The sequence below is a fragment of the Erwinia sp. B116 genome (genome assembly GCF_002865965.1).
Lineage (GTDB): Bacteria > Pseudomonadota > Gammaproteobacteria > Enterobacterales > Enterobacteriaceae > Erwinia.
Window position 1 is genome coordinate 227,028 of sequence record NZ_JRZZ01000003.1, and the last position, 25,053, is coordinate 252,080.

General features: G+C 58.2%; 25 protein-coding genes and 1 tRNA gene. 11 read left to right on the top strand and 15 right to left on the bottom strand.

Annotation, left to right across the window (positions count from 1 at the left end; all coding sequences use genetic code 11):
* Nucleotides 1-98 precede the first annotated feature (98 nt).
* Complete coding sequence (locus NV64_RS03850) at nt 99-425, bottom strand: YggL family protein (protein ID WP_056231750.1); 327 nt, start codon at nt 423-425, stop codon at nt 99-101.
* Entirely contained in the window at nt 425-1,144 is a 720-nt protein-coding gene (trmB, locus tag NV64_RS03855; RefSeq protein WP_101505354.1) for a tRNA (guanosine(46)-N7)-methyltransferase TrmB, read from the bottom strand. Before trmB ends, NV64_RS03850 begins: the two co-directional genes overlap by 1 nt.
* A 249-nt stretch (nt 1,145-1,393) precedes the next feature.
* Here trmB and mutY point away from each other — a divergent pair, with 249 nt between their 5' ends.
* Genes mutY through mltC form a run of 3 tightly spaced genes read left to right on the top strand, consistent with a single transcriptional unit; the run spans nt 1,394 to nt 3,885 of the window.
* Nucleotides 1,394-2,482: an A/G-specific adenine glycosylase gene (mutY, locus tag NV64_RS03860; protein ID WP_199177618.1), complete on the top strand. Its 1,089-nt coding sequence runs from the start codon at nt 1,394-1,396 to the stop codon at nt 2,480-2,482.
* Nucleotides 2,482-2,754, top strand: coding sequence for an oxidative damage protection protein (locus tag NV64_RS03865; RefSeq protein ID WP_056231741.1), 273 nt, complete (start codon nt 2,482-2,484; stop codon nt 2,752-2,754). Before mutY ends, NV64_RS03865 begins: the two co-directional genes overlap by 1 nt.
* A 51-nt stretch (nt 2,755-2,805) precedes the next feature.
* A complete protein-coding gene (mltC, locus tag NV64_RS03870; protein WP_056231739.1) occupies nt 2,806-3,885 on the top strand; it encodes a membrane-bound lytic murein transglycosylase MltC in 1,080 nt (359 codons plus the stop codon).
* A gap of 67 nt (nt 3,886-3,952) precedes the next feature.
* Here the strand turns inward: mltC and NV64_RS03875 are convergent, their stop codons facing one another.
* Complete coding sequence (locus NV64_RS03875; protein ID WP_056231736.1) at nt 3,953-5,062, bottom strand: methyl-accepting chemotaxis protein; 1,110 nt, start codon at nt 5,060-5,062, stop codon at nt 3,953-3,955.
* Nucleotides 5,063-5,730: 668 nt separating this feature from the next.
* On the opposite strand from NV64_RS03875, the gene NV64_RS03880 reads away from it, so the two are divergent.
* Nucleotides 5,731-6,369: a TetR/AcrR family transcriptional regulator gene (locus tag NV64_RS03880; protein ID WP_101505388.1), complete on the top strand. Its 639-nt coding sequence runs from the start codon at nt 5,731-5,733 to the stop codon at nt 6,367-6,369.
* A gap of 84 nt (nt 6,370-6,453) precedes the next feature.
* On the opposite strand, the gene NV64_RS03885 is transcribed toward NV64_RS03880, so the two are convergent.
* From NV64_RS03885 to NV64_RS03905, 5 genes are all read right to left on the bottom strand, one after another.
* Nucleotides 6,454-8,598 carry an ornithine decarboxylase gene (locus NV64_RS03885; RefSeq protein ID WP_101505355.1) on the bottom strand — a complete coding sequence of 715 codons (2,145 nt, stop codon included), beginning with the start codon at nt 8,596-8,598 and terminating at the stop codon, nt 6,454-6,456.
* A 426-nt stretch (nt 8,599-9,024) separates the two neighbouring features.
* Nucleotides 9,025-9,750 (bottom strand): GGDEF domain-containing protein, encoded by a 726-nt coding sequence (locus NV64_RS03890; protein WP_101505356.1) that lies wholly within the window; start codon nt 9,748-9,750, stop codon nt 9,025-9,027.
* Nucleotides 9,747-10,139 carry a DUF1987 domain-containing protein gene (locus NV64_RS03895; RefSeq protein ID WP_101505357.1) on the bottom strand — a complete coding sequence of 131 codons (393 nt, stop codon included), beginning with the start codon at nt 10,137-10,139 and terminating at the stop codon, nt 9,747-9,749. Before NV64_RS03895 ends, NV64_RS03890 begins: the two co-directional genes overlap by 4 nt.
* Nucleotides 10,140-10,157: 18 nt before the next feature.
* Nucleotides 10,158-10,715: a SiaB family protein kinase gene (locus NV64_RS03900; protein WP_101505358.1), complete on the bottom strand. Its 558-nt coding sequence runs from the start codon at nt 10,713-10,715 to the stop codon at nt 10,158-10,160.
* Between the two features lie 26 nt (nt 10,716-10,741).
* Complete coding sequence (locus NV64_RS03905) at nt 10,742-11,974, bottom strand: SpoIIE family protein phosphatase (protein ID WP_056231725.1); 1,233 nt, start codon at nt 11,972-11,974, stop codon at nt 10,742-10,744.
* Nucleotides 11,975-12,329: 355 nt separating this feature from the next.
* Here NV64_RS03905 and NV64_RS03910 point away from each other — a divergent pair.
* A tRNA-Phe gene (locus NV64_RS03910) sits at nt 12,330-12,405 on the top strand.
* 233 nt (nt 12,406-12,638) lie between these two features.
* A complete protein-coding gene (locus NV64_RS03915; RefSeq protein ID WP_101505359.1) occupies nt 12,639-13,130 on the top strand; it encodes a helix-turn-helix domain-containing protein in 492 nt (163 codons plus the stop codon).
* 424 nt (nt 13,131-13,554) lie between these two features.
* On the opposite strand, the gene NV64_RS03925 is transcribed toward NV64_RS03915, so the two are convergent.
* From NV64_RS03925 to murP, 3 genes are all read right to left on the bottom strand, one after another.
* A complete protein-coding gene (locus NV64_RS03925) occupies nt 13,555-13,803 on the bottom strand; it encodes a DUF2442 domain-containing protein (protein ID WP_101505360.1) in 249 nt (82 codons plus the stop codon).
* Nucleotides 13,787-14,029 (bottom strand): DUF4160 domain-containing protein, encoded by a 243-nt coding sequence (locus tag NV64_RS03930; RefSeq protein WP_101505361.1) that lies wholly within the window; start codon nt 14,027-14,029, stop codon nt 13,787-13,789. The genes NV64_RS03925 and NV64_RS03930 overlap by 17 nt, the downstream gene beginning before the upstream one ends.
* Nucleotides 14,030-14,216: 187 nt before the next feature.
* Nucleotides 14,217-15,704, bottom strand: coding sequence for a PTS N-acetylmuramic acid transporter subunit IIBC (gene murP, locus NV64_RS03935; protein ID WP_101505362.1), 1,488 nt, complete (start codon nt 15,702-15,704; stop codon nt 14,217-14,219).
* A gap of 419 nt (nt 15,705-16,123) precedes the next feature.
* Between murP and NV64_RS03940 the strand changes: the two genes are divergently transcribed.
* Nucleotides 16,124-17,032: a LysR family transcriptional regulator gene (locus tag NV64_RS03940; protein ID WP_101505363.1), complete on the top strand. Its 909-nt coding sequence runs from the start codon at nt 16,124-16,126 to the stop codon at nt 17,030-17,032.
* Nucleotides 17,033-17,136: 104 nt separating this feature from the next.
* Here the strand turns inward: NV64_RS03940 and NV64_RS03945 are convergent, their stop codons facing one another.
* On the bottom strand, nt 17,137-18,540 hold the full coding sequence (locus tag NV64_RS03945; RefSeq protein WP_101505364.1) for a cytosine permease: 1,404 nt from the start codon (nt 18,538-18,540) through the stop codon (nt 17,137-17,139).
* Nucleotides 18,506-18,706: a hypothetical protein gene (locus NV64_RS23345; protein ID WP_158239873.1), complete on the bottom strand. Its 201-nt coding sequence runs from the start codon at nt 18,704-18,706 to the stop codon at nt 18,506-18,508. The genes NV64_RS03945 and NV64_RS23345 overlap by 35 nt, the downstream gene beginning before the upstream one ends.
* A 172-nt stretch (nt 18,707-18,878) precedes the next feature.
* On the opposite strand from NV64_RS23345, the gene NV64_RS03950 reads away from it, so the two are divergent.
* Genes NV64_RS03950 through NV64_RS03965 form a run of 4 tightly spaced genes read left to right on the top strand, consistent with a single transcriptional unit; the run spans nt 18,879 to nt 22,768 of the window.
* Nucleotides 18,879-20,315 (top strand): circularly permuted type 2 ATP-grasp protein, encoded by a 1,437-nt coding sequence (locus tag NV64_RS03950; protein WP_199177617.1) that lies wholly within the window; start codon nt 18,879-18,881, stop codon nt 20,313-20,315.
* On the top strand, nt 20,309-21,238 hold the full coding sequence (locus NV64_RS03955; RefSeq protein ID WP_101505366.1) for an alpha-E domain-containing protein: 930 nt from the start codon (nt 20,309-20,311) through the stop codon (nt 21,236-21,238). The genes NV64_RS03950 and NV64_RS03955 overlap by 7 nt, the downstream gene beginning before the upstream one ends.
* 1 nt (nt 21,239) lies before the next feature.
* Nucleotides 21,240-22,040 carry a transglutaminase family protein gene (locus NV64_RS03960; protein ID WP_101505367.1) on the top strand — a complete coding sequence of 267 codons (801 nt, stop codon included), beginning with the start codon at nt 21,240-21,242 and terminating at the stop codon, nt 22,038-22,040.
* 17 nt (nt 22,041-22,057) lie between these two features.
* Complete coding sequence (locus tag NV64_RS03965) at nt 22,058-22,768, top strand: proteasome-type protease (RefSeq protein WP_101505368.1); 711 nt, start codon at nt 22,058-22,060, stop codon at nt 22,766-22,768.
* An 83-nt stretch (nt 22,769-22,851) separates the two neighbouring features.
* Here the strand turns inward: NV64_RS03965 and NV64_RS03970 are convergent, their stop codons facing one another.
* Both NV64_RS03970 and NV64_RS03975 read right to left on the bottom strand, forming a co-directional pair.
* Nucleotides 22,852-23,847: a sugar phosphate isomerase/epimerase gene (locus NV64_RS03970; protein ID WP_056231694.1), complete on the bottom strand. Its 996-nt coding sequence runs from the start codon at nt 23,845-23,847 to the stop codon at nt 22,852-22,854.
* A gap of 96 nt (nt 23,848-23,943) precedes the next feature.
* Nucleotides 23,944-25,053: an ABC transporter permease gene (locus tag NV64_RS03975; protein WP_101505369.1), complete on the bottom strand. Its 1,110-nt coding sequence runs from the start codon at nt 25,051-25,053 to the stop codon at nt 23,944-23,946.

Sequence of the window (25,053 nt, forward strand, 5' to 3'; positions counted from 1 at the left end):
CCTTAAAAAAAAGGGCCACGCATGCGTGGCCCTGGCCATCAGCCACCCTGCGGCGAGCGCAGGAGAACTGACGGTGACATGGTCGGATGATTGTTTACTTAGTCATACCAGACGTCAAAAAGTTCGGTCACTTTCACGTCGTTCAGCTTGTGCGCTTCCAGCCACTTAGCGACCAGTTCACGGTGTTCGTCGGTGCACTTACCGGTGTGCTGCATGCAGACCAGGCCTTCCCACTGCAGGTAGCCGCTGGCGTCGAACGCCAGGCCGTTTGGCTCGATCACTTCGGCGATAAACGCATCGAGGGTGGTATCGATGGTTTCATCACTGGTACCTTCGGCAAAGGCAAAACCAACCGAGAAGCCCACTTCCTGGAACTCATCAATATGCATTTTTTTACGAAGACGACGACTGCGCTGTATAGCCATTATTTAACCCTCTCAAACATCAGATCCCAAACACCGTGGCCAAGACGCTGACCACGCTGCTCAAATTTTGTTAACGGCCGCGATTCCGGGCGCGGCACCCAGTTTGCCGTTTCCGACAGATTTTTGTAACCCTCAATGCTGCTCATCACTTCCAGCATGTGCTCAGCGTAGGCTTCCCAGTCGGTGGCCATATGGAATACGCCGCCCGGCTTGAGCTTGCTTTTAACCAGCTCGGCAAAGGGAAGCTGCACGATGCGGCGTTTATTATGCCGCGCCTTGTGCCACGGGTCCGGGAAGAACAGCTGCACCATGCGCAGCGAGTTATCCGGGATCATGGTGTTCAGCACTTCCACCGCATCGTGGCACATCACCCGCAGGTTGCTGACGCCGGCTTCTTCCGCACTGGCCAGGCAGGCACCGACGCCCGGTGAATGCACTTCAATACCGAGGAAGTTTTGCTGCGGATTGTTAGCGGCCATCGCCACCAGCGAGGCCCCCATGCCGAAACCGATCTCCAGCACCACCGGCCCTTCGCGGCCAAACAGTTCGGTGAAATCTACCGGCTGCGGCTGATACTCCACGCCCATCACCGGCCACAGCGTATCCAGCGCCTGCTGCTGCCCTTTGGTCAGGCGGCCCTGGCGGCGCACAAAGCTGCGGATGCGGCGCATAGCGCGGCCATTTTCATCAAACTCCGGTGAGATAACATCGTTTTTCATGTTTATGCCTGCGGCTGTGCTCTGTATAAAGCGGGCATTATGCCCTCAGGGTGGCAAAACTTAAAGGCCGGCCGATCCTGGCAATCAGTATAGACAGCATTTGGCCGCTTCCCGGCCCGGATTGCATTCCCCGGTAAATATGGGGTTTTTACTGCGCACCGGGTCAATGCAGCGATTATCCGGTTTACAGCCCCGATTGTCTGTGCTGGAATTCCTGCCTGATTTTTAGAGAAGGTTCGCAGTTCAATGATGCAGGCGTCGCAGTTTTCACAGCAGGTACTGGACTGGTATCAGCGTTTTGGTCGCAAAACCCTGCCGTGGCAGCAGGAAAAAACGCCCTATAAGGTCTGGCTGTCTGAGGTGATGCTGCAACAGACCCAGGTCGCCACGGTGATCCCCTATTTTGAACGCTTTATGGCGCGCTTCCCGACGGTGGCCGATCTAGCCGCCGCGCCGCTGGATGAGGTGCTGCACCTGTGGACCGGGCTGGGCTACTATGCCCGTGCGCGCAACCTGCACAAGGCGGCCCAAAAGGTGGTCGAGCAACACGGCGGCCGCTTCCCGGAGACCTTTGAACAGGTCGCCGACCTGCCGGGTATTGGCCGCTCCACCGCCGGCGCGGTGCTGTCACTCTCCTTAGGCCAGCACTTCCCGATCCTCGACGGCAACGTCAAACGCGTGCTGGCACGCTGCTACGCCGTTGACGGCTGGCCGGGCAGGAAAGAGGTGGAGAAACGCCTGTGGCAGATCGCTGAAGAGGTGACGCCGGCCGTCGGCGTCAGCCAGTTCAATCAGGCGATGATGGATCTTGGGGCGATGGTCTGCACCCGTTCGAAGCCGAAATGCGAGCTGTGCCCGGTTAACAGCGGCTGTATCGCTTACGCCCATAACAGCTGGGCCAGATATCCGGGTAAAAAGCCGAAGCAGACCCTGCCGGAGCGCACCGGCTGGCTGCTGCTGATGCAGCAGGGCCAGGACGTCTGGCTGGAGCAACGGCCCCCGGTCGGCCTGTGGGGCGGCCTGTACTGTTTCCCGCAGTTCGCCTGCGAAGAAGAATTACGCCAGATGCTGCGCCGCCGCGGCGTCGACGATCGCCCGTTGCAGCAGATGATCGCTTTCCGCCATACCTTCAGCCATTTTCACCTGGATATCGTGCCAATGTGGCTGGATCTGCCTTCTGCCCGTGCCGCAATGGATGATGGCCCGGGTCTCTGGTATAACTTAGCGCAGCCGCCCGCCGTAGGGCTGGCCGCGCCGGTAGAGCGCCTGTTGCAGCAGCTGCGTCACCCGCAGCAGAGAGCACTGAGCGCACGCGCCACAGAAGAAGAGGAAGAGTAATGAGCCGCACAATTTTTTGCACGTTCCTGCAACGTGATGCCGAAGGGCAGGATTTTCAGTTGTACCCTGGCGACACGGGCAAACGTATCTACAATGAAATCTCGAAAGAAGCCTGGTCGCAGTGGATGACCAAGCAGACCATGCTGATTAATGAGAAAAAACTGAGCATGATGAACCCGGATGACCGTAAGCTGCTGGAGCAGGAGATGATCAAATTCCTGTTCGAAGGCAAAGACGTGCATATCGATGGTTACACCCCGCCAGCAGAATAAGCACCGGGCCCCGCTGAGGGGCTCTTTACACCGTGGGCACTGCACGAAAAGATGAAGAAAAAACTGATAGGTTTGCTGATTATTGCTCCGCTGCTGGTTTCCTGTTCTGGTAAGAAACAGAACACCAACCAGGAAGCCTGGGTGAAAGATACCAACGGCTTTGATATTTTGATGGGACAATTTGCCCACAACATCGAAAATATTTGGGGAATCAACGAAGTTCTGATCGCCGGACCGAAAGATTATGTGAAGTACAGCGATCAATACTATACCCGCAGCCACATCAACTTTGAGGCGGGTAGCATCACCATCGAGACCATCGCGGGTACCGACCCGACCGCCAGCCTGCGCCAGGCGATCGTGACCACCCTGCTGATCGGTGAGGATCCGGGTAACGTCGATCTCTACTCCGACGCTAACGACATTCAAATCAGTAAAGAACCGCTGCTCTACGGCCAGGTGCTGGATAATACCGGCCAGCCGATCCGCTGGCAGGGCCGCGCGGGCACCTTTGCTGACTACCTGATCCAGAACAAGCTGAAGCGCCGCACCTCCGGCCTGCATGTGATCTGGTCGGTAACCATTCCGATGGTGCCGAACCACCTCGACAAACGTGCGCATAAGTATCTGCCGCTGGTGCGCCAGGCGTCCGAGCGCTACGGCGTCGATCAGTCACTGATTCTGGCGATCATGCAGATCGAGTCGAGCTTCAACCCCTATGCGGTCAGCCACGCCGACGCACTGGGCCTGATGCAGGTAGTGCAACACTCCGCCGGGGTGGACGTATTCCGGATGAAGGGTAAATGGGGTAAACCAAGCCGCAGTTATCTGCTGGATCCGGAAAACAACATCGACGCCGGTACCGCCTATCTGTCGCTGCTGCAGGGCACCTACCTGAGTGGCATCAGCAATACGACATCGCGCCGCTATGCGGTGATCACCGCCTACAACGGCGGTGCCGGTAGCGTACTGCGGGTGTTCTCCAGCGATAAGGATCAGGCGTTTAACCGCATCAACAACCTGTCGCCGGCGGAGGTTTATCAGCGGTTGACCAACAACCATCCTTCTGCCGAGTCCCGTCGTTACCTCTACAAGGTTAACAACGCGCAGAAGAGCTATCACCGCTACTAACCCTCCCCCGGGAAACGTCCCGGGGATCGGCAGGCCGGTTACGAAGCCCGTCATCCCGGCCTGCCGGTTACGAAGCCACGGCGACCAGGCCGCCGTTACCCTCACCGAGGCGCAGATTATCGGTTTCACCCTGCAGTTCATACACCTGGTGCTTCAGTGATTCCGAGGACGCCGACAGCGCACCAACCAGAGAAACATTACTCTGCGTCACCCCTTCCAGTTCAGACAAAGCAACATTAATTTGTTCGATACCTTTTTCCTGTTCATCAATGGATATCAGCATCTGTTCCATCAAGCTGTTAACATTGGCTGAGTTAGAAACAATGTCCAGCATGTTTTTCTCTGCATCCGACACCAGCTCCACACCCTGACGGATGTTTTTGTTGGTTATCTCAATCAGCGATTTGATATTTTTTGCCGATTCCGAACTTTTATGGGCAAGGTTTCTTACTTCGCTGGCCACCACCGCAAATCCCCGCCCATGTTCACCCGCCCTGGCCGCTTCAACGGCCGCATTAAGCGAAAGAATATTGGTTTGAAAAGCGATACTGTCAATCATGCCGATAATTTCATTCATCCTTCCGGCACAATCCATAATCGAGGTCATATTGCTCGTCAGATTTTTCATCAACTCGCCGCCGCGATCGGCAGAGGTATGCGACTGACTGGTAAAGCTTTTAAGCTGACGGGTATTCTCGACGTTGTTTTTGGTTCCGGCAGAAATCTGTTCCATGCTGGAGGCCGTCTGCATCAACATCGCTGACTGTTGCTCGGTTTTCGAGGAGAGGCTGGCGCTCTGGTTCTCCAGCGTTTCTGATAAAACAAATACTGATTTCGACGATGCGCGAATATTACTGACCAGATGGCAGAGCTTATCAGAAAGCTTGTTGATGCCTGAATTCAGCCGGCCGGCACAGTTGTTGCCAAACTCAGGGATCTTCAGCGATATCTCGCCAGCATTAATATTGTCTATCGCCACTTTTACCTGGGTAATCGGTACCACCAGATACACGGTGAGATAGACCCACAGGCCAATCAGCAACAGCAAACCTAACCCATTAAAGAGGTAAAAAGCCGATGCTTCCCGCACAAAAAAGTAGAAAGTGACGTTAACCACCATCAAAAATATCAACAGAAATACAGCGACAAGCGTTCTCACACTGGTGTTTTTGAACATTCTTCATCCCGCCTTATGTTTCGATGACCTTTCCATTTATCTACCATTTGTGCGGGAAGTCTACCGGGCAGAACAAAAAACAACCAACAGCGAACTTAACACAAATTACCGATATTAAACGCCAGTTAACGGGTGGTTTAGGGCGTTCATAAAACGTTGAGCATCCGCGCCTCTGCGACCTCCCCCGGACCAATCAAAAACCGGGCTTATTAATAGCTGATAAAAATCAGCAGGTTTCAGCCATCGTGCAGACCAGTTTCCCACAACCTTTTGCCCGGTAGCACACTATCCGCGGGGGATTCGTCATATCAGTAAAAGCACTAAATCAGTCACTAAACTTTAGTATCTGCAATTTAAGAAAAACAGATAAAAACAACGAACTTCCTCACTTTCTTTACGAAAAGACGAAAATATAACAATAAACAGTTGATTAATTTGAGTTAAGATCGAGAATAGTTAAGTATCAAGCAGAGGTTGTGTTGTTCACCATCACTTCAGCACCCAATCAATTGTTCAATAAAATGAATGAAAAGATCATGCGTGATATTCTGCTGAACGTGACTGACGGGAGAGAGGGTAAGCGCTGCTCCTGAAATCAACACTGGCAAACGGTGACAGGGCTGCCGGTACTATTCTCATACCGTAACAACTGTAAAGATGAGGTTATCGTGGAGCAAAGGGATCAGGCTAATGTGTTGAAACTGACATCAACACGGACAAGAACACGTCGCTTACTGATTGAAACCGCAATGAGGCTGTTTGACAGCGATGTTTTTCCATCTATCACCGAAGTGGCTCAGGAGGCACAACTGTCACGCGCCACCGCCTATCGCTATTTTCCTACCCAGAGCGCGCTGGTCTCGGCGGCAATGACGGAAATCCTTGGCCCGATAACCAGCTGGCAACCCAAATCGCAGGATGCCTCCGCGCGCGTTGACGAACTGCTGGGTTTTGCCTTCCCGCGGATGCTGCAGCATGAAGGTACCCTAAGGGCGGCTCTGCATCTTTCACTCAGCCAGTGGGCGCAGGCGCGTTCTGCTAACCCGATTCCGCTGAAGGAACGGCTGATACGAGGTAACCGTAAGGCGTCACTGGTGCAGGCGCTTGAGCCGCTAAGAAAAGAGATGCCCGCCCCGCTGGTCGAACGTGTATTACGTGCTTTATCACTGGTCTACGGATCGGAGATTTTTCTGGTGATGAAGGATATCTGGGGCTGCAATAACGATGAGCTGCAGGACATGAGTAAGTGGATCGCTAACGCTATTCTGCGCCAGGCACGTGAAGAGGCTCAGGTGGCGGCCGGGTAAACCCGCACCCGGAGCAGTACCAAGAGGTGAAGCGCAGCAACAGGGTGATAAACGCCCTGTTGCTGCCTGCGTGTTACCCGCCACTTAACGAGACAATACATAGCCCTGCAGATGCTTCACGCCCTGCGCATCGGTATCCACATACACGCCCTGCAGCTCGGGTGAGAAGCCCGGCAGCAGGTTGAGCCCCGCTTCCAGCGCGAGGAAGTAGCGCTGCACCGCCCCACCCCACACTTCACCCGGCACCACGCACAGCACGCCCGGCGGGTAAGGCAGCGCGCCTTCAGCCGCAATCCGTCCTTCAGCCTCGGCAATCGCCACCAGCTCGACGTTGCCACGAATAAATTCGCTGTTAGCATCCTGCGGGTTCATCGCCACCGTCGGCAGACTGTGCTGACGGAACATCGCCTTCTGCAGATCTTTCACGTCGTGATTCACGTACAGATCGTGCATCTCCTGACACAGGCGGCGCAGCGTGTAACCCGCGTAGCGCACCGCGTTTTTACGGTAGATGGTCGGCAGCACGTCGCGCAGCAGCGCATCTTCTTTAATATGCTGCTCAAACTGCGCCAGCTTCGCCACCAGCCGTGCCATCTTCTCTACGCTCTCCGCCGGGGTCAGCAGGAACAGGATCGAGTTAAGGTCGCACTTCTCCGGTACCACGCCGTTTTCACGCAGGTAGTTGGCGAGAATGGTCGCCGGAATGCCGAAGTCGGCGTATTTACCGCTGGCGGCATCGATCCCGGGCGTGGTCAGCAGCAGTTTGCATGGATCGACCAGATACTGATCCTGCTCATAGCCGGCAAAGCCGTGCCAGCGGGCACCGGGTTCGAAGCTGAACCAGCGCGGATCGCTGGCGATGGCCGCCGTGGGCGCATCCTGCCACGGCAGGCCATCAACCTCAGCGGGGATAAACGGTCGGATCAGCTCACAGCGGGCGAGGATCGCTTTACGTGCATCAATGCCCAGCACCACGCACTCGTGCCAAAGGCGGCGACCGGCCTCGCCCTGATGCATTCTGGCGTTGATATCCAGCGCGGCAAACAGCGGATAGAACGGGCTGGTGGAGGCGTGCAGCATAAAAGCGTTGTTCAGCCGCTTGTGGGGGCAAAAACGCGGCTGGCCGCGCAGATGGTTATCTTTCTTGTGGATCTGCGAAGTCTGCGAGAAGCCCGCCTGCTGCTTGTGTACCGACTGGGTAACAAAAATTCCCGGATCGGACGGCTTAAGATCGAGCAGCAACGGCGAGCAGGCCTCCATCAGCGGAATAAACTGCTCATAGCCGACCCACGCCGAGTCAAACAGAATGTAGTCACACAGGTGGCCAATGCTGTCGACCACCTTACGCGCGTTATACACCGTGCCGTCGTAAGTGCCCAGCTGGATAATCGCCAGCCGGAACGGCCGCTCCAGCTCTGCCCGTTCAGGAGCCACCTGACGGATCTGCTCACGCAGATACGCTTCATCGAAGCAGCGCGCGTCGATGCCGCCGATAAAGCCAAACGGGTTACGCGCGGTTTCCAGATAGACCGGCGTGGCGCCGGCCTGAATCAGCGCGCCGTGATGGTTAGACTTGTGGTTATTGCGGTCAAACAGCACCAGGTCACCGCGGGTCAGCAGCGCGTTGGTCACCACCTTGTTGGCGCTGGAGGTACCGTTAAGCACAAAGTAGGTTTTATCGGCGTTGAACACCTTCGCGGCAAACTTCTGCGCGTGCTTGGCCGATCCTTCGTGGATCAGCAGGTCACCGAGCTTCACATCGGCGTTACACATATCGGCACGGAACAGATTCTCACCGAAGAAATCGTAGAACTGCCGACCCGCCGGGTGCTTTTTAAAGAACGCCCCGCCCTGATGACCGGGGCAGGCAAAGGTGGTGTTATCCATCGCCACGTATTTGGTCAGCGTCTGGAAGAACGGCGGCAGCAGGTTAGCCTGGTAAGCGGAGGCCGCTTTTTCCAGCAGCGTGGCGTCATCGTCATCCCCGGTCAGCAGGCCGTCAGCCTGCGGCAGATCGTCAGCCTGTGACGCATCATCCAGCGCGATAAACACCGGCAGTTCAAAACCGGTGCGCTTAAGCAGCGTCAGAATGCCGCTGCGCGAATCGGAGACGGAGACCACCACCGCGGCAACGTCGGTGAAGTCGGTGTTATCCAGCGTAACGACTTCGCGCCCGGTGCGCAGGTGGATAGCGACGGTGGTGCTGGCTGCAATTTTCAGTGGGGTCATAACGCTAATCCTCAGGCGTCAAGGATAAGGGTGCCGGAGCACATTACAGGAACGCTGGCGATGCGCCGCACTCCCGACGAAAAGTCAGGCCTGGTGAGCAGAACGGAGTCCGGCTTCAACCGAAAGGCATGAGTAAAATCAGAACGGGTCTGTTCTTACTGATGGCCAACAGTTAAGCGTAATAAGACCTCACCGCACGGTGAGAGAGTGTATCGACGACGCGTGACAATGCGAGGGCAGCCGCGGGCGCAACATCAGCAGATGTTGGTGGCAGGTACTGACTGGCAACAGTAAACCTGGCATGGCGGTGGCCTCAGCAAAACGGGGATGGGACAGCAAATTTTGCGCAATCATGGCATTTTTTACCGGCAGGTTCAACCCATCCCGCGCGGTTAATTATGCATGATTATTGCTAAAAAATTCACTTCAGCCGGTAGCTGAACTGGCGTAATGCACCCGGTTTCGCCCGGCGTGTTTTGCCGCGTACAGCGCCACGTCAGCCTCGGCGTACAGCTGTTCAAAACGGCTGTGCTGCCCGCCCCAGCTGACGCCGAGGCTGACCGTCACCAGCCGCTCAGGCAGCACCGACAGCGGCGACATATTCAGCGAGGCGTGAATATAGCCCGCCACCACGCCCGCCTGCCCCAGCGTCGCCCCCGGCAGCAGGATGGTAAACTCTTCGCCGCCAACGCGGCCAACGCTGCCGCTGGCCGGTACCGAACGTTCAATACGGCGTATCAGCTCACCGATTACCGCATCGCCGGTCGGGTGACCCCAGGTGTCGTTAATCACCTTAAAGTGATCGATATCCAGCAGGATCAGCGCCGCTTCATCCTGCAGCAGCGCGCTGCTGATGCGGTTGATAATGGCGCTGCGGTTATACACGCCGGTGAGCGGGTCGTGGCTGGCTTCATACTCCAGCCGCTGCGCCAGTTCACGCAGCTGTTCATTCAGCAGGGTCAGCTCGCGTTCGGCACGGTCGCTGCGCGAGATCACCCGCCATGATTCGCGCATCAGCCGCTGATAGTGGCCGTTCAGCTCCAGCAGCGCGTTGCGGTAGGTTTCGGCGTCGCTGCCGGACCGCGCGGCGATCTCCCGTGAGCGTTCCAGAATGGCATTCTCATCCGTGAACAGCTCGGCCAGGCCGCTCATCCCGCTTCCCCCGGGTGGAAAATCACCTCTAGCGCCGGGAAATCGACGCTCAGCTCCTGACCAAACTCTTCCGCCACGTCATCTTCCGCGTCGTAATACCAGTGCAGCTCTGTCGGCTGCCTCCCCTCCGCCACGCCGTTCAGCAGCGCAAACAGCCCGAACAGCATCTTGGTGCTGGAGCTGTTGAAGTAGCTCAGCGCCACGTGAATGCTCAGCATCGGCTGCGGCTGCGGCTGCTCTGCCCAGCCCTCCACCGCGGCCAGCAGCGGGCGGTAAAAGGCCGCCGCGTTCTCCGGCCAGGACTCGCCGCTCAGCGACAGCCTTCCGGCGGAAAAATCAAACTCAACGGCCGGCGTGGTCGCCGTCGCCGGAATCGAAATTGTGTGCATAGTCAGACGGTTCCCCGTTTAAAGTATCGCCTTCAGCCAGAACGCGGAGAGATCCGTCGATTCCACCCGGCGAAAAGTAAACTCCAGCGGCTGGCTGGCATCGCGCGCCAGCGTCAGTAACCCGACGTGCGCCCCTTTACTCCAGGCCGGACTTTCGCTTTGTAGCGCGTGTTTATAAGCCGCCTTAATCTCTGCCGCATCCATCGCGAGGATCTCTTCCAGGCAGCGGGTCAGCCTCGCGGCCTCGTCGCTGCGGATCAGGTTTGCGCTCTCGCAAACGTAGCGCCCGTCACGGGTGCCGACGCAGATGGCACCAAAACGCAGCTGGTCGTTGTCGCGGCACAGCGCGCGGCTGTCCGACGAGTAACGCATGATATTCTGCACCATCTCAACAAAGGTGGAGAACAGCCGGCGGCGCAGTGGAAACGAGGCTTCATGCTTCTCCAGATACAGGCGGATCACTTCACCCATCGCCACCACCCCTGGCTGCGAAAAAAAACCGGTGTAGTGCAGTGCCACCGCGTCGTGTGGCGTATCCGCCAGCAGGCGGCTAAGGATTACATCGCTGGTTATCATGCTCGTTGCCCCGCGGCCCTGGTTACTCAGTATCGAAAGCCTAAAAAGGTCATATCATCACGCCGCGGCTGGTGCCCCTGCCAGCCGGCGTATGCCGCTTCTACCGCCTGCATCAGTTCACTGGCCGGGCGGTGGCGATGGGTTTCCAGCAGCTGCTGAATGCGTTTACGGCCAAACATAATGTTGCGATCGCCGCCAACCTGATCGCTCAGGCCATCGGTGAAGGTAAAAATCAGGTCGCCGGGGCGCAGCGGCCGCTCGTGACGCGTCCACTGGTAGTCGGCCGGGGTATCGGTGTAGCCGACGCCCATCCGGTCACTGCTCAGCCAGCAGGGTTCGCCGCCGTCCGCCGCCAGCACCAGCGCCGACAGACGTGCACCGGCCCAGATCAGCCGCTGCTGCGCGTTATCGATAAACAGCACCAGCGCGTCGCAGCCGTCGTTGGACAGCGAAGTCTGCTGCGCCGCCTGCTGCTGCCCCAGCGTCTGCTTGATGTAGCCGTTGATCTGCTGCAACAGCAGATCGGGCTGGTCCGGTCCGCAGCGGGTCAGCGCTTTTTCCAGCGCCGACGAGAGGATCACCGTCATAAAGGCACCGGGCACGCCGTGACCGGTGCAGTCACCCATCAGCAGCAGCCAGCCGTGCGTAAAGGGCTTAAAGGCATAGTAATCTCCGCCGACGCAGTCGCGCGGCTGCCAGCACAGGCAGCTGTCCCGCAGCTCGCGGCTTAACAGACGTCGCGACTGGTCGAGCATCGCTTCCTGGATCACCCGCGCGTACTCAATGCTCTGCATTATCTGCCGGTGCTGCTCCGCCTGCAGCCCGGAGACGGTCTTAATCAGATCGATGCCCAGCCCCATGCCGATATAGTCGCCGTTATCGGTGAGAATAAAGCCGTCGGTCAGCGACTTATCACCGGAGGCGACCATCTGCTGCGCGACGTTTTCCAGCGTGCTTTCGGCATCGATCACCAGCGGACTTTTGTCCATAAAGGCGATGCAGCTTTTACGATCGTAGAGTTCGTGAAAGAAGGGACGGGCCATCTGCGACAGAAACAGATGGCGGTTGATTAAACCAAACGGCCTGCCCTCTTCCACCACCGGCAGCGCGATCAGCCCGTGGTGCCCGGCAAACAGCGCCATCACCGTCAGATTATCGCTTTCCGGGGAAACAACGGGCACGCGAATGCACAGCTCACGCGCGGTGTGCGGGCGCGTAGCCGGGCGGCGAGGGTCAGTGTTGCCTGATGCTAAGTCCATGATCTGTTGCCGGTTGAACAAAGTGAGCACAGCCTGGCAGGCAAATGTGACACTTTTATATCAGCGCGGAAGAAAGTCGGGATTTACCCCGTTTATGCCGCCCTAACACCGAACGTCAGCAGATAACAGGGGAAATTTTGCGCACGCTGCATCAGCGACAGGCGACGGTACGACTGTGCGACGTTGCATAGGTACATAGGTACATAGGTACATAGGTACATAGGTGCATAGGTACATAGATACACAGGGAAAAGCATAAGAATCGTGCCTTCTGAGCAAAAAGAGTGCAAACGGTCGCGTTTTATAAAGAAAGCCGTTGACGCCCTACGCCGGTTACGGTTTAATGCGCCCCGTTGCCCGGATAGCTCAGTCGGTAGAGCAGGGGATTGAAAATCCCCGTGTCCTTGGTTCGATTCCGAGTCCGGGCACCACTATTTAAAGAAACCAGCCTATGGCTGGTTTTTTGCTTTTCTGCGATCCGGACTCGTCATCGAACGGCGTTCAATAAATCCCTTATGAAAGTGTAAATATTCTGGCACTTTAATAGCCATAAAGCTGAAATATTATCACCAGCCCTGCCCCACTGGTTTCTTTACATCGCCACAACTCAAAAAGTGTTAATATTATGGCGATAACCAAACCATAACGATAAAATACTTACACTATGGCGAAAAAAACGGCTCCACTACTTCCTCATACTGACCAGTTGCTTGCTGACTTTGGCGAACGACTCAAGCTGGCTCGCCTGCGGCGTAAACTGACGGCTAAACAGGTTGCTGAACGTGCAGGCATGTCGCCGATGACCCTGCGCTCACTGGAAGCCGGGGGTGCAGGCGTTACACTGGGGGCTTATGTAGCCGTTATGCAAATTTTAGGGCTGGAGAAAGATCTGAACAAACTGGCTGCCGAAGACGAACTGGGACGCCAGCTTCAGGATTCCCGGATGATAAAAAAAACGCCTGTCGCCCGTCCCCTGGCGGCGGGCAGGAAACGCGATACCGGAAATACGCCTGACGGTGCTGCAGATAAACAGCGCACCTTGAGCCTGCGGGAACCTTCTCACGCAGAAGTATCTTCAGAACACGTGCGGGCAGCACCATCGGGCATCACCTCTGAAGCGCTGGCAGCCCTGTTAAAACCGCTAAAGAAACCCTGAAAGGGAGCTTATGATGGCAACAATCAGCGTATATGCAGACTGGGAGGGGCTGCGGGGCCCAAGGCGAATTGGCTCACTGTAATGCACTCGATCTCGAACTGGCACGAGAAGTAGCCGGGTACTTTCGCATCAATCAGAAAGAGGCGAATGCGATTATTGCCAGTTTCTGCGGGATAGTCAGCCAGTGGCGAACGATTGCGGATACTTTACACCTGCAACCCCGGCAACAGGAGCAAATGGCTGATGCGTTCAGAGTGGCGGAAAGATAGCGTTTAGCATCTGGATAACTTGTTCAGGAACTCATGAAGGCGTTCGCCGTTGTATTAAGTAAGCCAGCGCTCTGTGATTTCCCTTGCTTCGTTCAGCGTTCTGTCCCCTGCGAAGAAAAATTCAGATAGCCAGCGGATATTCATTCCGGCTGCTGTCAGGCTACCCGATGAGGGATATGGGTGACATCGCCACGCCCTTCAAGCAATCCTGCAACAGAAATATCTTCGTCCAATGCATCCCAGTGGATACCCCGTGGGCTAAGCTCATAGCGGTTACGCTGTTCAGGTGAGGCATGCAACAGGCGGGGAAACCATGCCAGTGGCACACCAATTGTCCGGGCATCACTAAGTTCAACCCACATCGTGACCTCATCGAAGCTGACATTTTTAGCTGAAATAGTCATTCCAGGCCTCCAGAAACACCGTTTGGTTAACTTCAACGATTGCAGCCAGTTCTTTCAACGTTCTGGCGTTAAACCCATCGTTACTGGCTAGTGCCACTAAAGGCGTTAACCAGAACTTAGCTTCATTACCTGCTTTCATCACGTGAACGTGGGCAGGTTCGAGCGGATTGCCCTCGTTAGAGTAAAAAAAGAATCTGAAACCACTAATTCTCAGTATAACAGGCATGTCAGTTATCCTTAAATGCTGAACGGATCAGGCATGATTTCAGAGCAACCGGCCCGTTTCTCTCCCATACCTATACATACCTCATGTCTCACGCTGATGTCATTCCGCGCACCACTACTGCCCTTTTAAAATCCCAGCCGTTCGTGGCCGCCAGCCCCTTGTGCACTGACTGCTCCCAGCCCTCACCTCAGCTCAAATCCACCTGTCTGTGCCCGAAGAACCACGTCACCACAAAGCCGGCGATATAAGAGATCGCCACACCCGCCGCATACACCGCCATGCCGGCCCAGATCCCCTGTGCGGAGGTCATCAGCGGCAGCGACACCAGCCCGGACGGGCCAAACACGGTATTCAGGCCGACCGGCAGCCCCAGCCAGGCGACCAGGCCGATAAAGAAGCCGCCGCAGGCGCCGCCGATACAGGCGGTAACGAACGGCTTCACCCGCGGCAGCGTCACCGCGTAGATCAGCGGCTCCCCTACCCCCAGCAGACCGGGAATAATCGCCCCCTTCACCTGGTTGCGCAGCACGGATCCTTTTGCAGAACGGCAGTAGAGCGCCAGCGCCGCGCCGACCTGGCCGCCGCCGGCCATCGCCAGAATCGGGAACAGCGAGTTAAAGCCCTGCGCATCCATCAGCGCAAAGTAGACCGGGATAAAGCCCTGATGCACGCCGAACACCACAGCAATCAGAAACAGCCCGGCGAGAATGGCGGTGCCGAACGGATTGCCGTTGAGGTGCAGGAACAGCCACGACATGCCCTTAAACAGCTCGCCGCCAATCGGCATAATCAGCGTAAAGGTCAGCGCGCTGGTGATCAGCAGCGTCAGCGTCGAGGTAAGGATCATATCCAGGTTGTCCGGGATCACCTTACGTAGCTGGCGCTCCACCCAGGCGCCGAGAATGGCGGCCAGCAGTACGCCGATAATATTGCCGCGCGGATCGATGGGTAAACCGAAGAAGTTATCGGTGCCGGAGAAGATGCCGGTGGTGGCTGCCGGGTTGTAGCCGAGCAGGAACAGCGCGGCGATAATCGCACCGTTGACGCCGGAGCCGCCAAACGCCTTCTGCGCGTTATAGCCAATCAGGATCGGCAGGAAGGTAAACAGCCCCTTACCGAACAGCTTCATCCAGGCAACGATATGCACCACGGTGGCGTTGCGTTCGCTCTCCGCCACGCCGGCCAGCATCCCCTGCTCGATTAAGGTCGCGAAGCCCAGCAGCATCCCGGCGGCGATAAACCCCGGGATCAGCGGCGTAAAAATGGTGGCAAATTTAGCCAGGAACTGGTGCACCGCGCTGGTCTGCTTCGCCTTCATTTTCCGTCTGGACTCACCGGCCAGCGCCGCTGCGCTCAGCGGTTCACCGCCCGTTGTAGGGGTGCCGTCCTCGCCCCTGCCCCCTGCGGTGCCGTCATCCCCCTCTGCCAGCAGCGCGTTCATCATCTCCGCGGCGGTCTGCGCCTTGCCAGGGCCGAGGATAATCTGCAGCTGGTCGTCGCTGTTGATCACGCCCAGCACGCCCGGCAGCGCCTTGAGCTTATCCCGCCGGACTAACCGATCGTCACTGAGCGTCAGACGCAGGCGGGTCATGCAGTGGCCACAGAGGCGGATATTATGCTTGCCGCCTGTCAGCAGCAGAATGTCTGCCATAAGCTGCGGGTTGATCTTCGCCATTATTTACTCTCCGTTTATACCCGATCGCCGGATGTTAACAGCCAATCCCCACGTCAGTTCTGCCCGTTGCAGGCTGACCGGGGGCTAAACGTCGTCTGATGTTCTCACTGAGATCGTTTTACGATATGAGTTACCGGCACCCACACATTAATGGAATAATTGATTATCAAAAACAAAAAATAAAGGAATATTTTATTCACCCGCAAGAATTTGTGAACTGTATGCGGATCCTTCGTTAGCTGACGGGCTAAGCAGTCAGTGCCCTGTGACCGGGATCCCCCACAAGCCCGTAAGCACCTCCCGTGCTCAAAACCGGGTCCCGATGAGCCTGCGGGCCGGGGCGCTCCGGTTTCGTAGCAAAGCTCACCTTATCACCGGCAGGTTTCAACTATCATCCGCAAAACTTACAGGGATGAACGATGGCAAATTACACACTGCGTCAGCTGAGGTATTTCGTCACCACGGTGGAGTATGGCAGCGTGGCGGAAGCGTCGCGCAGGCTGTTTATCGCCCAGCCTTCTGTCTCAGCGGCGATCAAAACGCTGGAGGATAACTTTGGCGTGCAGCTGCTGATCCGCCACCACGCGCAGGGCGTCTCGCTAACCCCTTCCGGCAGCCGTTTTCACCGCAGGGCGGTAAAGCTGCTGCGGATGGCCCATGAGTTTGAACAGAACGCGCTGGCGGATAGCGATAGTGTGGCGGGTAAAGTTGACGTCGCCTGCTTTGAAACCGTGGCACCGCTGATTCTGCCGAGGCTGATCTGCGGTTTCAAAGCGCGCTATCCCGGCGTGGAGGTGATGATCCGCGACGGCGAGCAGGATGAGCTGCTACAGGGGCTCGCCACCGGCCGCTTTGACCTGGCGCTGCTGTATCAGCATGAGCTGGGCGACACCCTGACCATTGAACCGCTGGTTGCGCCGAGAAAGCCCTACATTCTGCTGCCTGCGAACCACCCGCTGGCAGCACGGTGCGAAGTGTCGCTGACCGATCTCGCCACTGAGCCGATGGTGCTGCTGGACGTACTGCCCAGCCGCAACTACTTCATCAGCCTGTTCACCCGGGCCGGTATCACACCGAATATTGTCTTCAGCTCCCCCTCCCTTGAGCTGGTGCGCGGCATGGTCGGCTGTGGTGCCGGCTTTGCCGTTCTGGTTACCCGGCCAGGCGGCGACCGCAGCTACGATGGCCAGCCGCTGGCGGTGGCAGAACTGCAGGATGAGGTGGAAGGCTCTGCCCTGGCCGCCGTCTGGCTGGCGGACGGGCGGCTGACCAAACCGGCTGAGCTGTTCGTGGCCTTCTGCAAGTCTGAGCTGCCGGGAATGCTGTAACTGTGTATTAAACATACTAACGTGGTTGTGCATGGGTTGGGTCACCGGTCAACTCCTGTAACGGGGGTATGAAAGGCCAGCGCAGGGATAGCCAGCGCAGAGCATTAACTGCCCGGATCAGGCTCGCCGTGCGGCCTGCGGCGGCGGGCGCTGCGTGCCAGCCGGTAATAGAGTGGTGACGTCACCAGCAGGCCGATAAGCCAGGAGAGATCGGCCCCGTGAACCCAGGCCGCTACCGGGCCGGTATACAGCGGCGTGTTCATAAACGGCAACTGCACCAGAATGCCGATGGCATAAGCCAGCAGCGCCTGCGGGTTGTAGCGGCCGTAGATCCCGCCATCGGCCTGGAAAATAGCGCTGATGTCGTACCGGCCCTGGTGAATGGCGTAGAAGTCGATCAGGTTTATCGCGGTCCAGGGCACCAGAACCACCAGCAGTGCCAGCACCAGGTTCACGAAATGGCCGATAAAATCCGTCGAGGCAAAGAGCGCCGCGACCGAACAGCCCGTCAGGGCGATGACCGACAGCACCGAGCGGCTTTTACCGCCGGGGATCCAGCGCCAGAAAAAGGTCTGCACCAGGGTGATTACCGACATCACTGCGCCATACAGATTCAGCGCGTTATGGCTGATAACGCTCAGCATAAACAGCACCAGCATCAGCGGCCCGATGGCCCCGGTGGCTATCCTGACGGCATCCATGGTCCCGGCCCCTGCGGGAACGGCCAGCACCGCGACGGCGCCAAAAATAAATGACAGGCTCGAGCCGAGCGTTGAGCCAAAATAGGTCGCCCGGAAGGTCGCTGCGACGGGCACTCCGGCAGGCAGATAGCGGGAATAGTCGGAAACATAAGGGGCAAAGGCGATCTGCCAGAGCGCCGCCAGTGATACCGTCGCCAGCCAGCCGTAGAGCGAAAAGCTGCCGCGCGTCAGAAAGTCGGCGCTGTGGATGTGGCTGAAGATATAGCCAAAACCGACAATAATACCGGTGCCCAGCACCCAGCTGGCAATACGGTTAAGCAGATGAATAATGCGGTAGCCAATCATGCCGATAATCCCGGAACCCACGGCGGCAAGAATAATGCCGGCAGGCAAAGGTACGCCGGGGGCAATACCGTGCAGCGATTCACCTGCCAGGACGATATTTGAGGTAAAAAAACCGATATACATCACCCCGGCAATAACCACCACCAGCAGCGCCCCCCGCGAACCGAACTGCGCACGGCTCTGAATCATCTGTGGAATACCCATCTGTGGCCCCTGGGCGGAATGCAGCGCCATCAGCGCGCCGCCTGCCAGCTGCCCCACAACAATCGCCACAATGCCCCACAGCAAATTCAGATTAAAAACCTGCACGCCAAGTGCACCGGTCACCACCGGCAGCGGCGCGATATTTCCGCCAAACCACAGCGTAAAAAGATCGCGGGTTTTGCCGTGGCGCTCGTTGAGGGGGACAAAGCCAATGGTGTGTTTCTCAAGCAGCGGCGGCGATGTTTCCGTTGTGGACATAGCAGGCTCCGGATTCAGAGAAAGTACAAAAAATAGCGGATGCTGGCGTAGCGTTATTGATGGCACCGATCATGCGCAGCGTTTTTTCGCCGGGTAAACCACTATATTTATGGTCAGAAATAATGAAAAAACTGGGAAGAAGAAGATAGGCTTGTCCATGATTCACACTTGCTTCACCTCAAACCCGGGTCTCATTGCACCATTTTAGTGCTTTCCCTCCAGGCCTGCCCCCGCTCCGCCCGGTTATCCCCTTGAGCCCACCTGATCCCGCCTAAGCCCACTCCCCTGGCACACTTTATGCAGCTGATTCTCCGGGCTCCTGGAACAAGGAAGGGATCATGAATAAGAACTATGAAACAGCGCCGCACTTTTATGATGAAATGGTGCTGAGCAATGGACAGTACCGCCCACATTACCGGGAATACTGGCAGTGGCTGCAGCAGGCTGACCGGCAGGCGGTGGCCCGCAAACGTGAAGAGGCAGAGCTGCTGTTTCACCGCCTGGGCATCACCTTTAACGTCTACAACGACGATGGCGGGGCGGAACGCTTAATTCCCTTCGACAGCGTACCGCGCATTATCCCCGCCAGCGAGTGGGCGATGCTGGATAAAGGCATCCGCCAGCGGGTGCAGGCGCTCAACGCCTTTCTGCACGACATCTACCATGAACAACATATCCTGAAAGCCGGCATCGTCCCCGCCGAACAGGTGCTGGTGAACGACCAGTACCAGCCCTGTATGCAGGGCATCAATCTGCACCGCAATCTGTATGCGCATATCGTCGGGGTGGATATGGTGCGTAACAGCGACGGTGAGTGCTACGTGCTGGAGGACAACCTGCGCACCCCGTCCGGCGTCTCCTACATGCTGGAAAACCGTAAGATGATGATGCGGCTCTACCCGGAGCTGTTCGCCGACCAGCGTATCGCGCCGGTAGAGCGCTACCCGTCGCTGCTGCTGCAGACGCTGCGCGAGAGTTCACCGGTCAACGATCCGGTGGTGGTGGTACTGACCCCAGGCCGTTTCAACAGCGCCTACTTCGAGCACAGCTTCCTCGCCCAGCAGATGGGGGTGGAGCTGGTGGAGAGCGCCGATCTGTTCGTGAAAGACGGCGCCCTGCTGATGCGCACCACGGCCGGCCCGTGCAAGGTGGACGTGGTCTACCGCCGGGTTGATGACGCGTTCCTCGACCCGCTGGCCTTCCGCGCGGACTCGATGCTTGGCGTACCCGGCCTGCTGTCGGTGTACCGCAGCGGCAACGTGGTGCTGGCTAACGCCATCGGCACCGGCGTGGCGGATGATAAGTCGATCTACCCCTATGTGCCGGACATGGTGCGTTTCTACCTGAATGAAGATCCGATCCTCAATAACGTACCCACCTGGCAGTGTCGCCGCCCGGATGAACTGTCGTGGGTGCTGGCCAACCTTGAACAGCTGGTGGTGAAGGAGGTGCACGGTGCCGGCGGCTACGGCATGCTGATCGGCCCGGTGGCCAGCCGGCAGGAGCTGGCAGACTTCCGCGCGCGCCTGCAGGCCAAACCGCACAACTACATTGCGCAAAACACCCTGGCGCTCTCCACCTGCCCGACCTTTGTTGACCAGGGGCTGGCACCGCGCCATATCGACCTGCGGCCGTTCGCCCTCAGCGGCGCGGAGATCCGGCTGGTCCCCGGCGGGCTGACGCGCGTGGCGCTGACCGCCGGTTCGCTGGTGGTCAACTCGTCGCAGGGCGGCGGCACCAAGGATACCTGGGTTCTGGAGGATGACGCATGCTAAGCCGCACGGCCAGTGGCCTGTACTGGATGGCGCGCTATTTAGAGCGCGCCGAGAATATTGCACGGGTGCTTGACGTCACCCACCGCCTCTCCCTGATGCCGGTTCGCGGCAGCCTTAACGATGAGCTGCGCGTGCCGCTGAACCTGACCAACACCAGCGACCTCTACTGGTCGGTCAACGATCGGCTGGCGATGCCGCAGCTGTTCAGCTTTTTTGCCCTCGACGATCGCAACCCCGGCAGCATCTACCACTGCTGGCAGGCCGCGTGGAATAACGCCCATGCGGTGCGCGGCAGCCTCTCTTCTGAACTGTGGGAGAGTATTAACGCCAGCTGGCTGGAGCTGCGCAAGCTACGGCGCGGAGGGATCGACGGCGGCGGGGCCGACGCCTTCTTTGACTGGGTCAAAGCGCGTTCACACCTGATCCGCGGCGCGATGTTCGGCACGCTGATGCGCGGTGATGCGATGAGTTTTATCCGCCTGGGCACCCTGCTGGAGCGGGCCGACTGTACCGCCCGCCTGCTCGACGTCTATCAGTACCTGACCGACGCGGATGATGACACGGTGCGCGAATACTACCGGCTGGATACGCTGCTGCGTTCGGTATCGGCGCGCGAGGCCTATCACACCATCTACAGGCAGCAGCTGGCCGCCGACGGCGTCAATGAGATGCTGATCCTGCGTGAGGAGAGCCCGCGGTCGCTGCGATCCTGCGTGGAGGAGATCGCCCGCCAGCTCGATCTGATCGGCGGCAGCGGGGACGATCGTCCGCGCTATCTGCTGACGGTGCTGCATGCCCGCCTGCGGTTCAGCAGCTGGCCGTCGCTGCAGAGCGACGGGCTGCACGTCTGGCTGCAACGTTTTCTTGCTGAGCTGGCAGAGATCGCCGACAGCATTCATCACACCTATCTTGAGGCGAAGTAAGATGAAACTGACCATTGAGCACAAGACCTGCTTCAGCTATCAGCATCAGGTTAAACAGAGCACCCAGTACCTGCGGCTGACCCCGCAGGACTCCAGCCACCAGCAGATACTCTCGTGGGAGCTGGAGCTTCCGGAGCAGGCGGTGTGCACCACCGATGCCTATGGCAACGTGCTGCACGTGCTGACCCTCGACCGTCCGCATCAGCAGATTGAGATCGCCGCGCGCGGCGTGGTGGAGATAATCGAAGGCGGCGATCGGTTTGCGCCAGCGGACGACAGGCTGTCACCGCTGGTGTTTCTGCGCCTCAGCCCGCTGACCCAGCCGGATACGGCCATCCGGGAATTTGCCTGCCGTTATTATCGCGAAGAGGCGCCGCTGGCCAGCCTTGAACGCCTGATGGGAGAGCTGCTGTTGAAGATGCCCTATCAGCCCGGCAGTACCAGGGTCACCGACAGCGCGGCCGAGGTGTTTGCCGCCGGCAGCGGCGTCTGCCAGGATCACAGCCACGTGTTCCTCGCCTGTTGCCGCAGCCTGCAGATCCCGGCGCGCTACGTCAGCGGCTATCTCTACAGCGATAATGTGGAACATGTCGCCACCCATGCCTGGGTGGAAGCGTGGCTGGATGGCCACTGGCACAGTTTTGATATTACCAACAACACCCGCGACGTCCGTCAGCACCTGCGGCTGGCGATCGGCGTTGACTATCTCGACGCCTGTCCGGTGCGCGGCATGCGCATCGGTGGCGGCAGCGAAGAGATGCAGGCCGTGGCTGCGGTGCAGCAAATGGCTTCCCAGCAGTAATTTTTATCGGATAAATTATGACCTACTGTGTGGCAATGCGTTTATCGTCAGGGATGATTTTCGTTTCCGACTCCCGCACCAATGCGGGCGTTGACCATATTTCGTCGTTTCGGAAGCTGCACGTTTTCCAGCGGGATGGAGAGCGGACGCTGGTGCTGCAGAGCGCCGGTAATCTCGCCACCACCCAGAGCACGCTCAGCCTGCTGCGGCGCGGCTGTGAAGATGACGGCGCGCCAAACCTGATGAACTGTACCAGCCTGTACGACGTGGCGCTGCTGGTCGGCGACACGCTGCGCGCGGTTATCCAGCGTGACGGCGAGGAGTTTGGCGGATCGCTGATGCTGGGCGGGCAGATCAAAGGGGAAGCCCCGCGGCTGTTCCAGATCTATCCGCAGGGCAACTTTATTGAAGCCAGTACCGACACGCCCTACTTCCAGATTGGTGAGAGTAAATATGGCAAACCGATTATCGATCGGGTGCTGCACTATCACACCCCGCTGGAACAGGCGATGCAGTGTGCGCTGATTTCAATGGACTCAACGCTGGCGAGTAATATCTCGGTGGGCCTGCCGCTGGACGTAATGATCTACGCCAGCGACAGCTTCAGCTGCGAGCAGCAGTACCACCTGACCGAGAAGCACCCCTACTTTTCACAGCTGCGTCAGCGCTGGAGCAGCGGCCTGCTCAGCGTCTTTTCACAGCTGCCGCCGTTAAAGCTGGAGGAGTAAGAGAGACAAGGTAAAGGAGGCAGAATTTCAGACCGTCTGAACGGGTATCTCCGACCGGAAATACCCGTTATTGATTAATCCGTTTACTCCACTTCGATCGAAGACAGCAGCGCGTTCTGAATAATGCGCTGCGCCAGCATCGCGTCCTGCTTATCCTGCGCGGCCTGCAGCGCCGGGATATCCAGCTTGTCCAGCGCGCGGTAGATATGCTTGAGGAAGCGGATCGACAGCTTGGCCGCCTCCACGCTGTCTTCACGGAACGGGAACTGATCGAGCTGCCAGACGCCGTCCCAGTTGTTGATCTTCAGCACGTAGAAGAACTCGAAGATCTCGGTCATATGCACGGTGCCGACCACCAGGTCATCGTCCCAGCCGCGCAGGTTGTCGTTGACGTCCATACCAAACAGGCGGCCGCGATCGATAATCAGCTGGGCGGAGTCCGCCGGTGACTCGCCGCCAAACAGCGCGTGGCCGAAATCGAGCAGCACGCCAACGTTATCCAGGCCAATTTCCTCAATGCCCAGCAGAGTGCGCGCCGCCGAGTCCCAGGTCATTTTGACGCGCGGTTCGCGCGGCTTGTACTCGATGGCAAACTTCACGTCCGGGTTGGCCGCCGCCAGCTCGCGCATGCCGTCCACCGCCAGCGCCCACAGCTGCTTGTGGTTGACCTGGAACGGATAGTCCCAGCCGTCCTGCCCCGGCCACACTTTCACGTAGCTGGCACCCAGCTCACGCACCACGTCCGCCGCTTCGTTCATCAGCTTCAGCGCGTCGGCACGGGCCACCGGGTCCGGGTTGGTAAAGGCACCGCGTGACCATTTACGCAGGTAGATCTCGGGGGTGATGCCGATCGCCTGCAGGCCGGCGGCGGCCAGCGCCTCTTTTACCTGAGCCACGGTCACGCCCGGCGAGAACGGATACGGCACATCGACGTAAGAGAGGTCGCCGACCTCCGCCGCCAGCGCGATCTGCTCCAGCGTGCTTAACGCCGGGCCGTAGCCATCCACCGCGTAACGGTCGATATAGTTGGCGAAATGCCATAAACCTGCGCCAAACTTCGGATAGTTGTAAGTGCTCATCGTGGTTCTCCATTAGCGGCTAAATGTGTTTGCCTCAGCGCAGCTGCGGCGTTATCAGTCTGTAGTCTGTTAGCAGTGTGCCGTTGCCCTGTTTTCTCAGCCCGGCCTTGCCGCCCCGCCCTCTTCAATCAGGGCCTTCTGCGCCACCACCGCGGCCTTCTGCTGCATGCGGTTCTGCATCTGGTCGATAATCACCGCAATAATGATCACGATGCCCTTAATCACCATCTGCCAGAACTCGCTGACCCCCATCATAATCAGGCCGTCGGCGAGGAAGCCGATGACAAAGGCACCGACCAGCGTGCCGAGGATGGTGCCGCGCCCGCCGGCCAGCGAAGTACCGCCCAGCACCACCGCGGCGATGGCGTTCATCTCAAACGAACTGCCGTTGGCCGGGTGGCTGGCCACCAGCTGCGAAGAGACCACAATGCCGGCGATGGCGGCACAGAGTCCGGAGAGCGAATAAACGAGAATTTTCACCCGCTTCACCCGCACGCCGGAAAGCTCTGCGGCACGTTCGTTATCACCGATGGCGTACACCTGACGACCAAACGGCAGGCGGCGTGCGATGTAGGCAATCACCAGCGCCAGCACGATCATCATCCAGATGGCGTAAGGCAGGCCGAGGAAGTAGCCGGCCCCGATCTGGTCAAAGCCGGTATTGCCCAGCTGCGGATTGCCCTGCAGGCCGGGGAAGGTTTCACCGCCGGAGGTGAGCATCGCCGCCCCGCGCAGGATGTACATGGTGCCGAGGGTGCAGATAAACGGCGCAACGTTATAGCGGGTAATGATCCAGCCGTTGGCCGCGCCGATCAGCCCACCGATCAGCAGCACGACCGGCACAATCACCCACACGCTGGGAAAAATAGCGATGCCGAACATCGGCAGCACGATGCCTTTGGTAATCATCCAGCCGGCGATCATCCCGCACAGCCCCAGCGTGGCACCGATCGACAGGTCAATGCCGGCGGTGATAATCACAAAAGTGATGCCCAGCGCGAGGAAGGCGTTGATGGCGATATGTTTCACCATAATCACCATGCTGCCGACGGCGAGAAAGTCCGGTACGGTGATGGCAAAAAAGCCGACGATCAGGAACAGGGCGATAAAGGTACGCATTTTTAACAGCAGCAGGATCAGACTCTCCCGCGAATTGAAGGCTTTTGCCGCCGACGCGGGCAGCGCGGTGCCTTGACTGGTTTTCAT

Bases quoted from the DNA above. Each gene is read 5' to 3' on its own strand.
- NV64_RS03850 (WP_056231750.1), bottom strand. From the start codon at position 425: ATGGCTATACAGCGCAGTCGTCGTCTTCGTAAAAAAATGCATATTGAT.
- trmB (WP_101505354.1), bottom strand. From the start codon at position 1,144: ATGAAAAACGATGTTATCTCACCGGAGTTTGATGAAAATGGCCGCGCT.
- mutY (WP_199177618.1), top strand. From the start codon at position 1,394: ATGCAGGCGTCGCAGTTTTCACAGCAGGTACTGGACTGGTATCAGCGT.
- NV64_RS03865 (WP_056231741.1), top strand. From the start codon at position 2,482: ATGAGCCGCACAATTTTTTGCACGTTCCTGCAACGTGATGCCGAAGGG.
- mltC (WP_056231739.1), top strand. From the start codon at position 2,806: ATGAAGAAAAAACTGATAGGTTTGCTGATTATTGCTCCGCTGCTGGTT.
- NV64_RS03875 (WP_056231736.1), bottom strand. From the start codon at position 5,062: ATGTTCAAAAACACCAGTGTGAGAACGCTTGTCGCTGTATTTCTGTTG.
- NV64_RS03885 (WP_101505355.1), bottom strand. From the start codon at position 8,598: ATGACCCCACTGAAAATTGCAGCCAGCACCACCGTCGCTATCCACCTG.
- NV64_RS03890 (WP_101505356.1), bottom strand. From the start codon at position 9,750: ATGAGCGGCCTGGCCGAGCTGTTCACGGATGAGAATGCCATTCTGGAA.
- NV64_RS03895 (WP_101505357.1), bottom strand. From the start codon at position 10,139: ATGCACACAATTTCGATTCCGGCGACGGCGACCACGCCGGCCGTTGAG.
- NV64_RS03900 (WP_101505358.1), bottom strand. From the start codon at position 10,715: ATGATAACCAGCGATGTAATCCTTAGCCGCCTGCTGGCGGATACGCCA.
- NV64_RS03905 (WP_056231725.1), bottom strand. From the start codon at position 11,974: ATGGACTTAGCATCAGGCAACACTGACCCTCGCCGCCCGGCTACGCGC.
- NV64_RS03915 (WP_101505359.1), top strand. From the start codon at position 12,639: ATGGCGAAAAAAACGGCTCCACTACTTCCTCATACTGACCAGTTGCTT.
- NV64_RS03925 (WP_101505360.1), bottom strand. From the start codon at position 13,803: ATGACTATTTCAGCTAAAAATGTCAGCTTCGATGAGGTCACGATGTGG.
- NV64_RS03930 (WP_101505361.1), bottom strand. From the start codon at position 14,029: ATGCCTGTTATACTGAGAATTAGTGGTTTCAGATTCTTTTTTTACTCT.
- murP (WP_101505362.1), bottom strand. From the start codon at position 15,704: ATGGCGAAGATCAACCCGCAGCTTATGGCAGACATTCTGCTGCTGACA.
- NV64_RS03940 (WP_101505363.1), top strand. From the start codon at position 16,124: ATGGCAAATTACACACTGCGTCAGCTGAGGTATTTCGTCACCACGGTG.
- NV64_RS03945 (WP_101505364.1), bottom strand. From the start codon at position 18,540: ATGTCCACAACGGAAACATCGCCGCCGCTGCTTGAGAAACACACCATT.
- NV64_RS03950 (WP_199177617.1), top strand. From the start codon at position 18,879: ATGAATAAGAACTATGAAACAGCGCCGCACTTTTATGATGAAATGGTG.
- NV64_RS03955 (WP_101505366.1), top strand. From the start codon at position 20,309: ATGCTAAGCCGCACGGCCAGTGGCCTGTACTGGATGGCGCGCTATTTA.
- NV64_RS03960 (WP_101505367.1), top strand. From the start codon at position 21,240: ATGAAACTGACCATTGAGCACAAGACCTGCTTCAGCTATCAGCATCAG.
- NV64_RS03965 (WP_101505368.1), top strand. From the start codon at position 22,058: ATGACCTACTGTGTGGCAATGCGTTTATCGTCAGGGATGATTTTCGTT.
- NV64_RS03970 (WP_056231694.1), bottom strand. From the start codon at position 23,847: ATGAGCACTTACAACTATCCGAAGTTTGGCGCAGGTTTATGGCATTTC.
- NV64_RS03975 (WP_101505369.1), bottom strand. From the start codon at position 25,053: ATGAAAACCAGTCAAGGCACCGCGCTGCCCGCGTCGGCGGCAAAAGCC.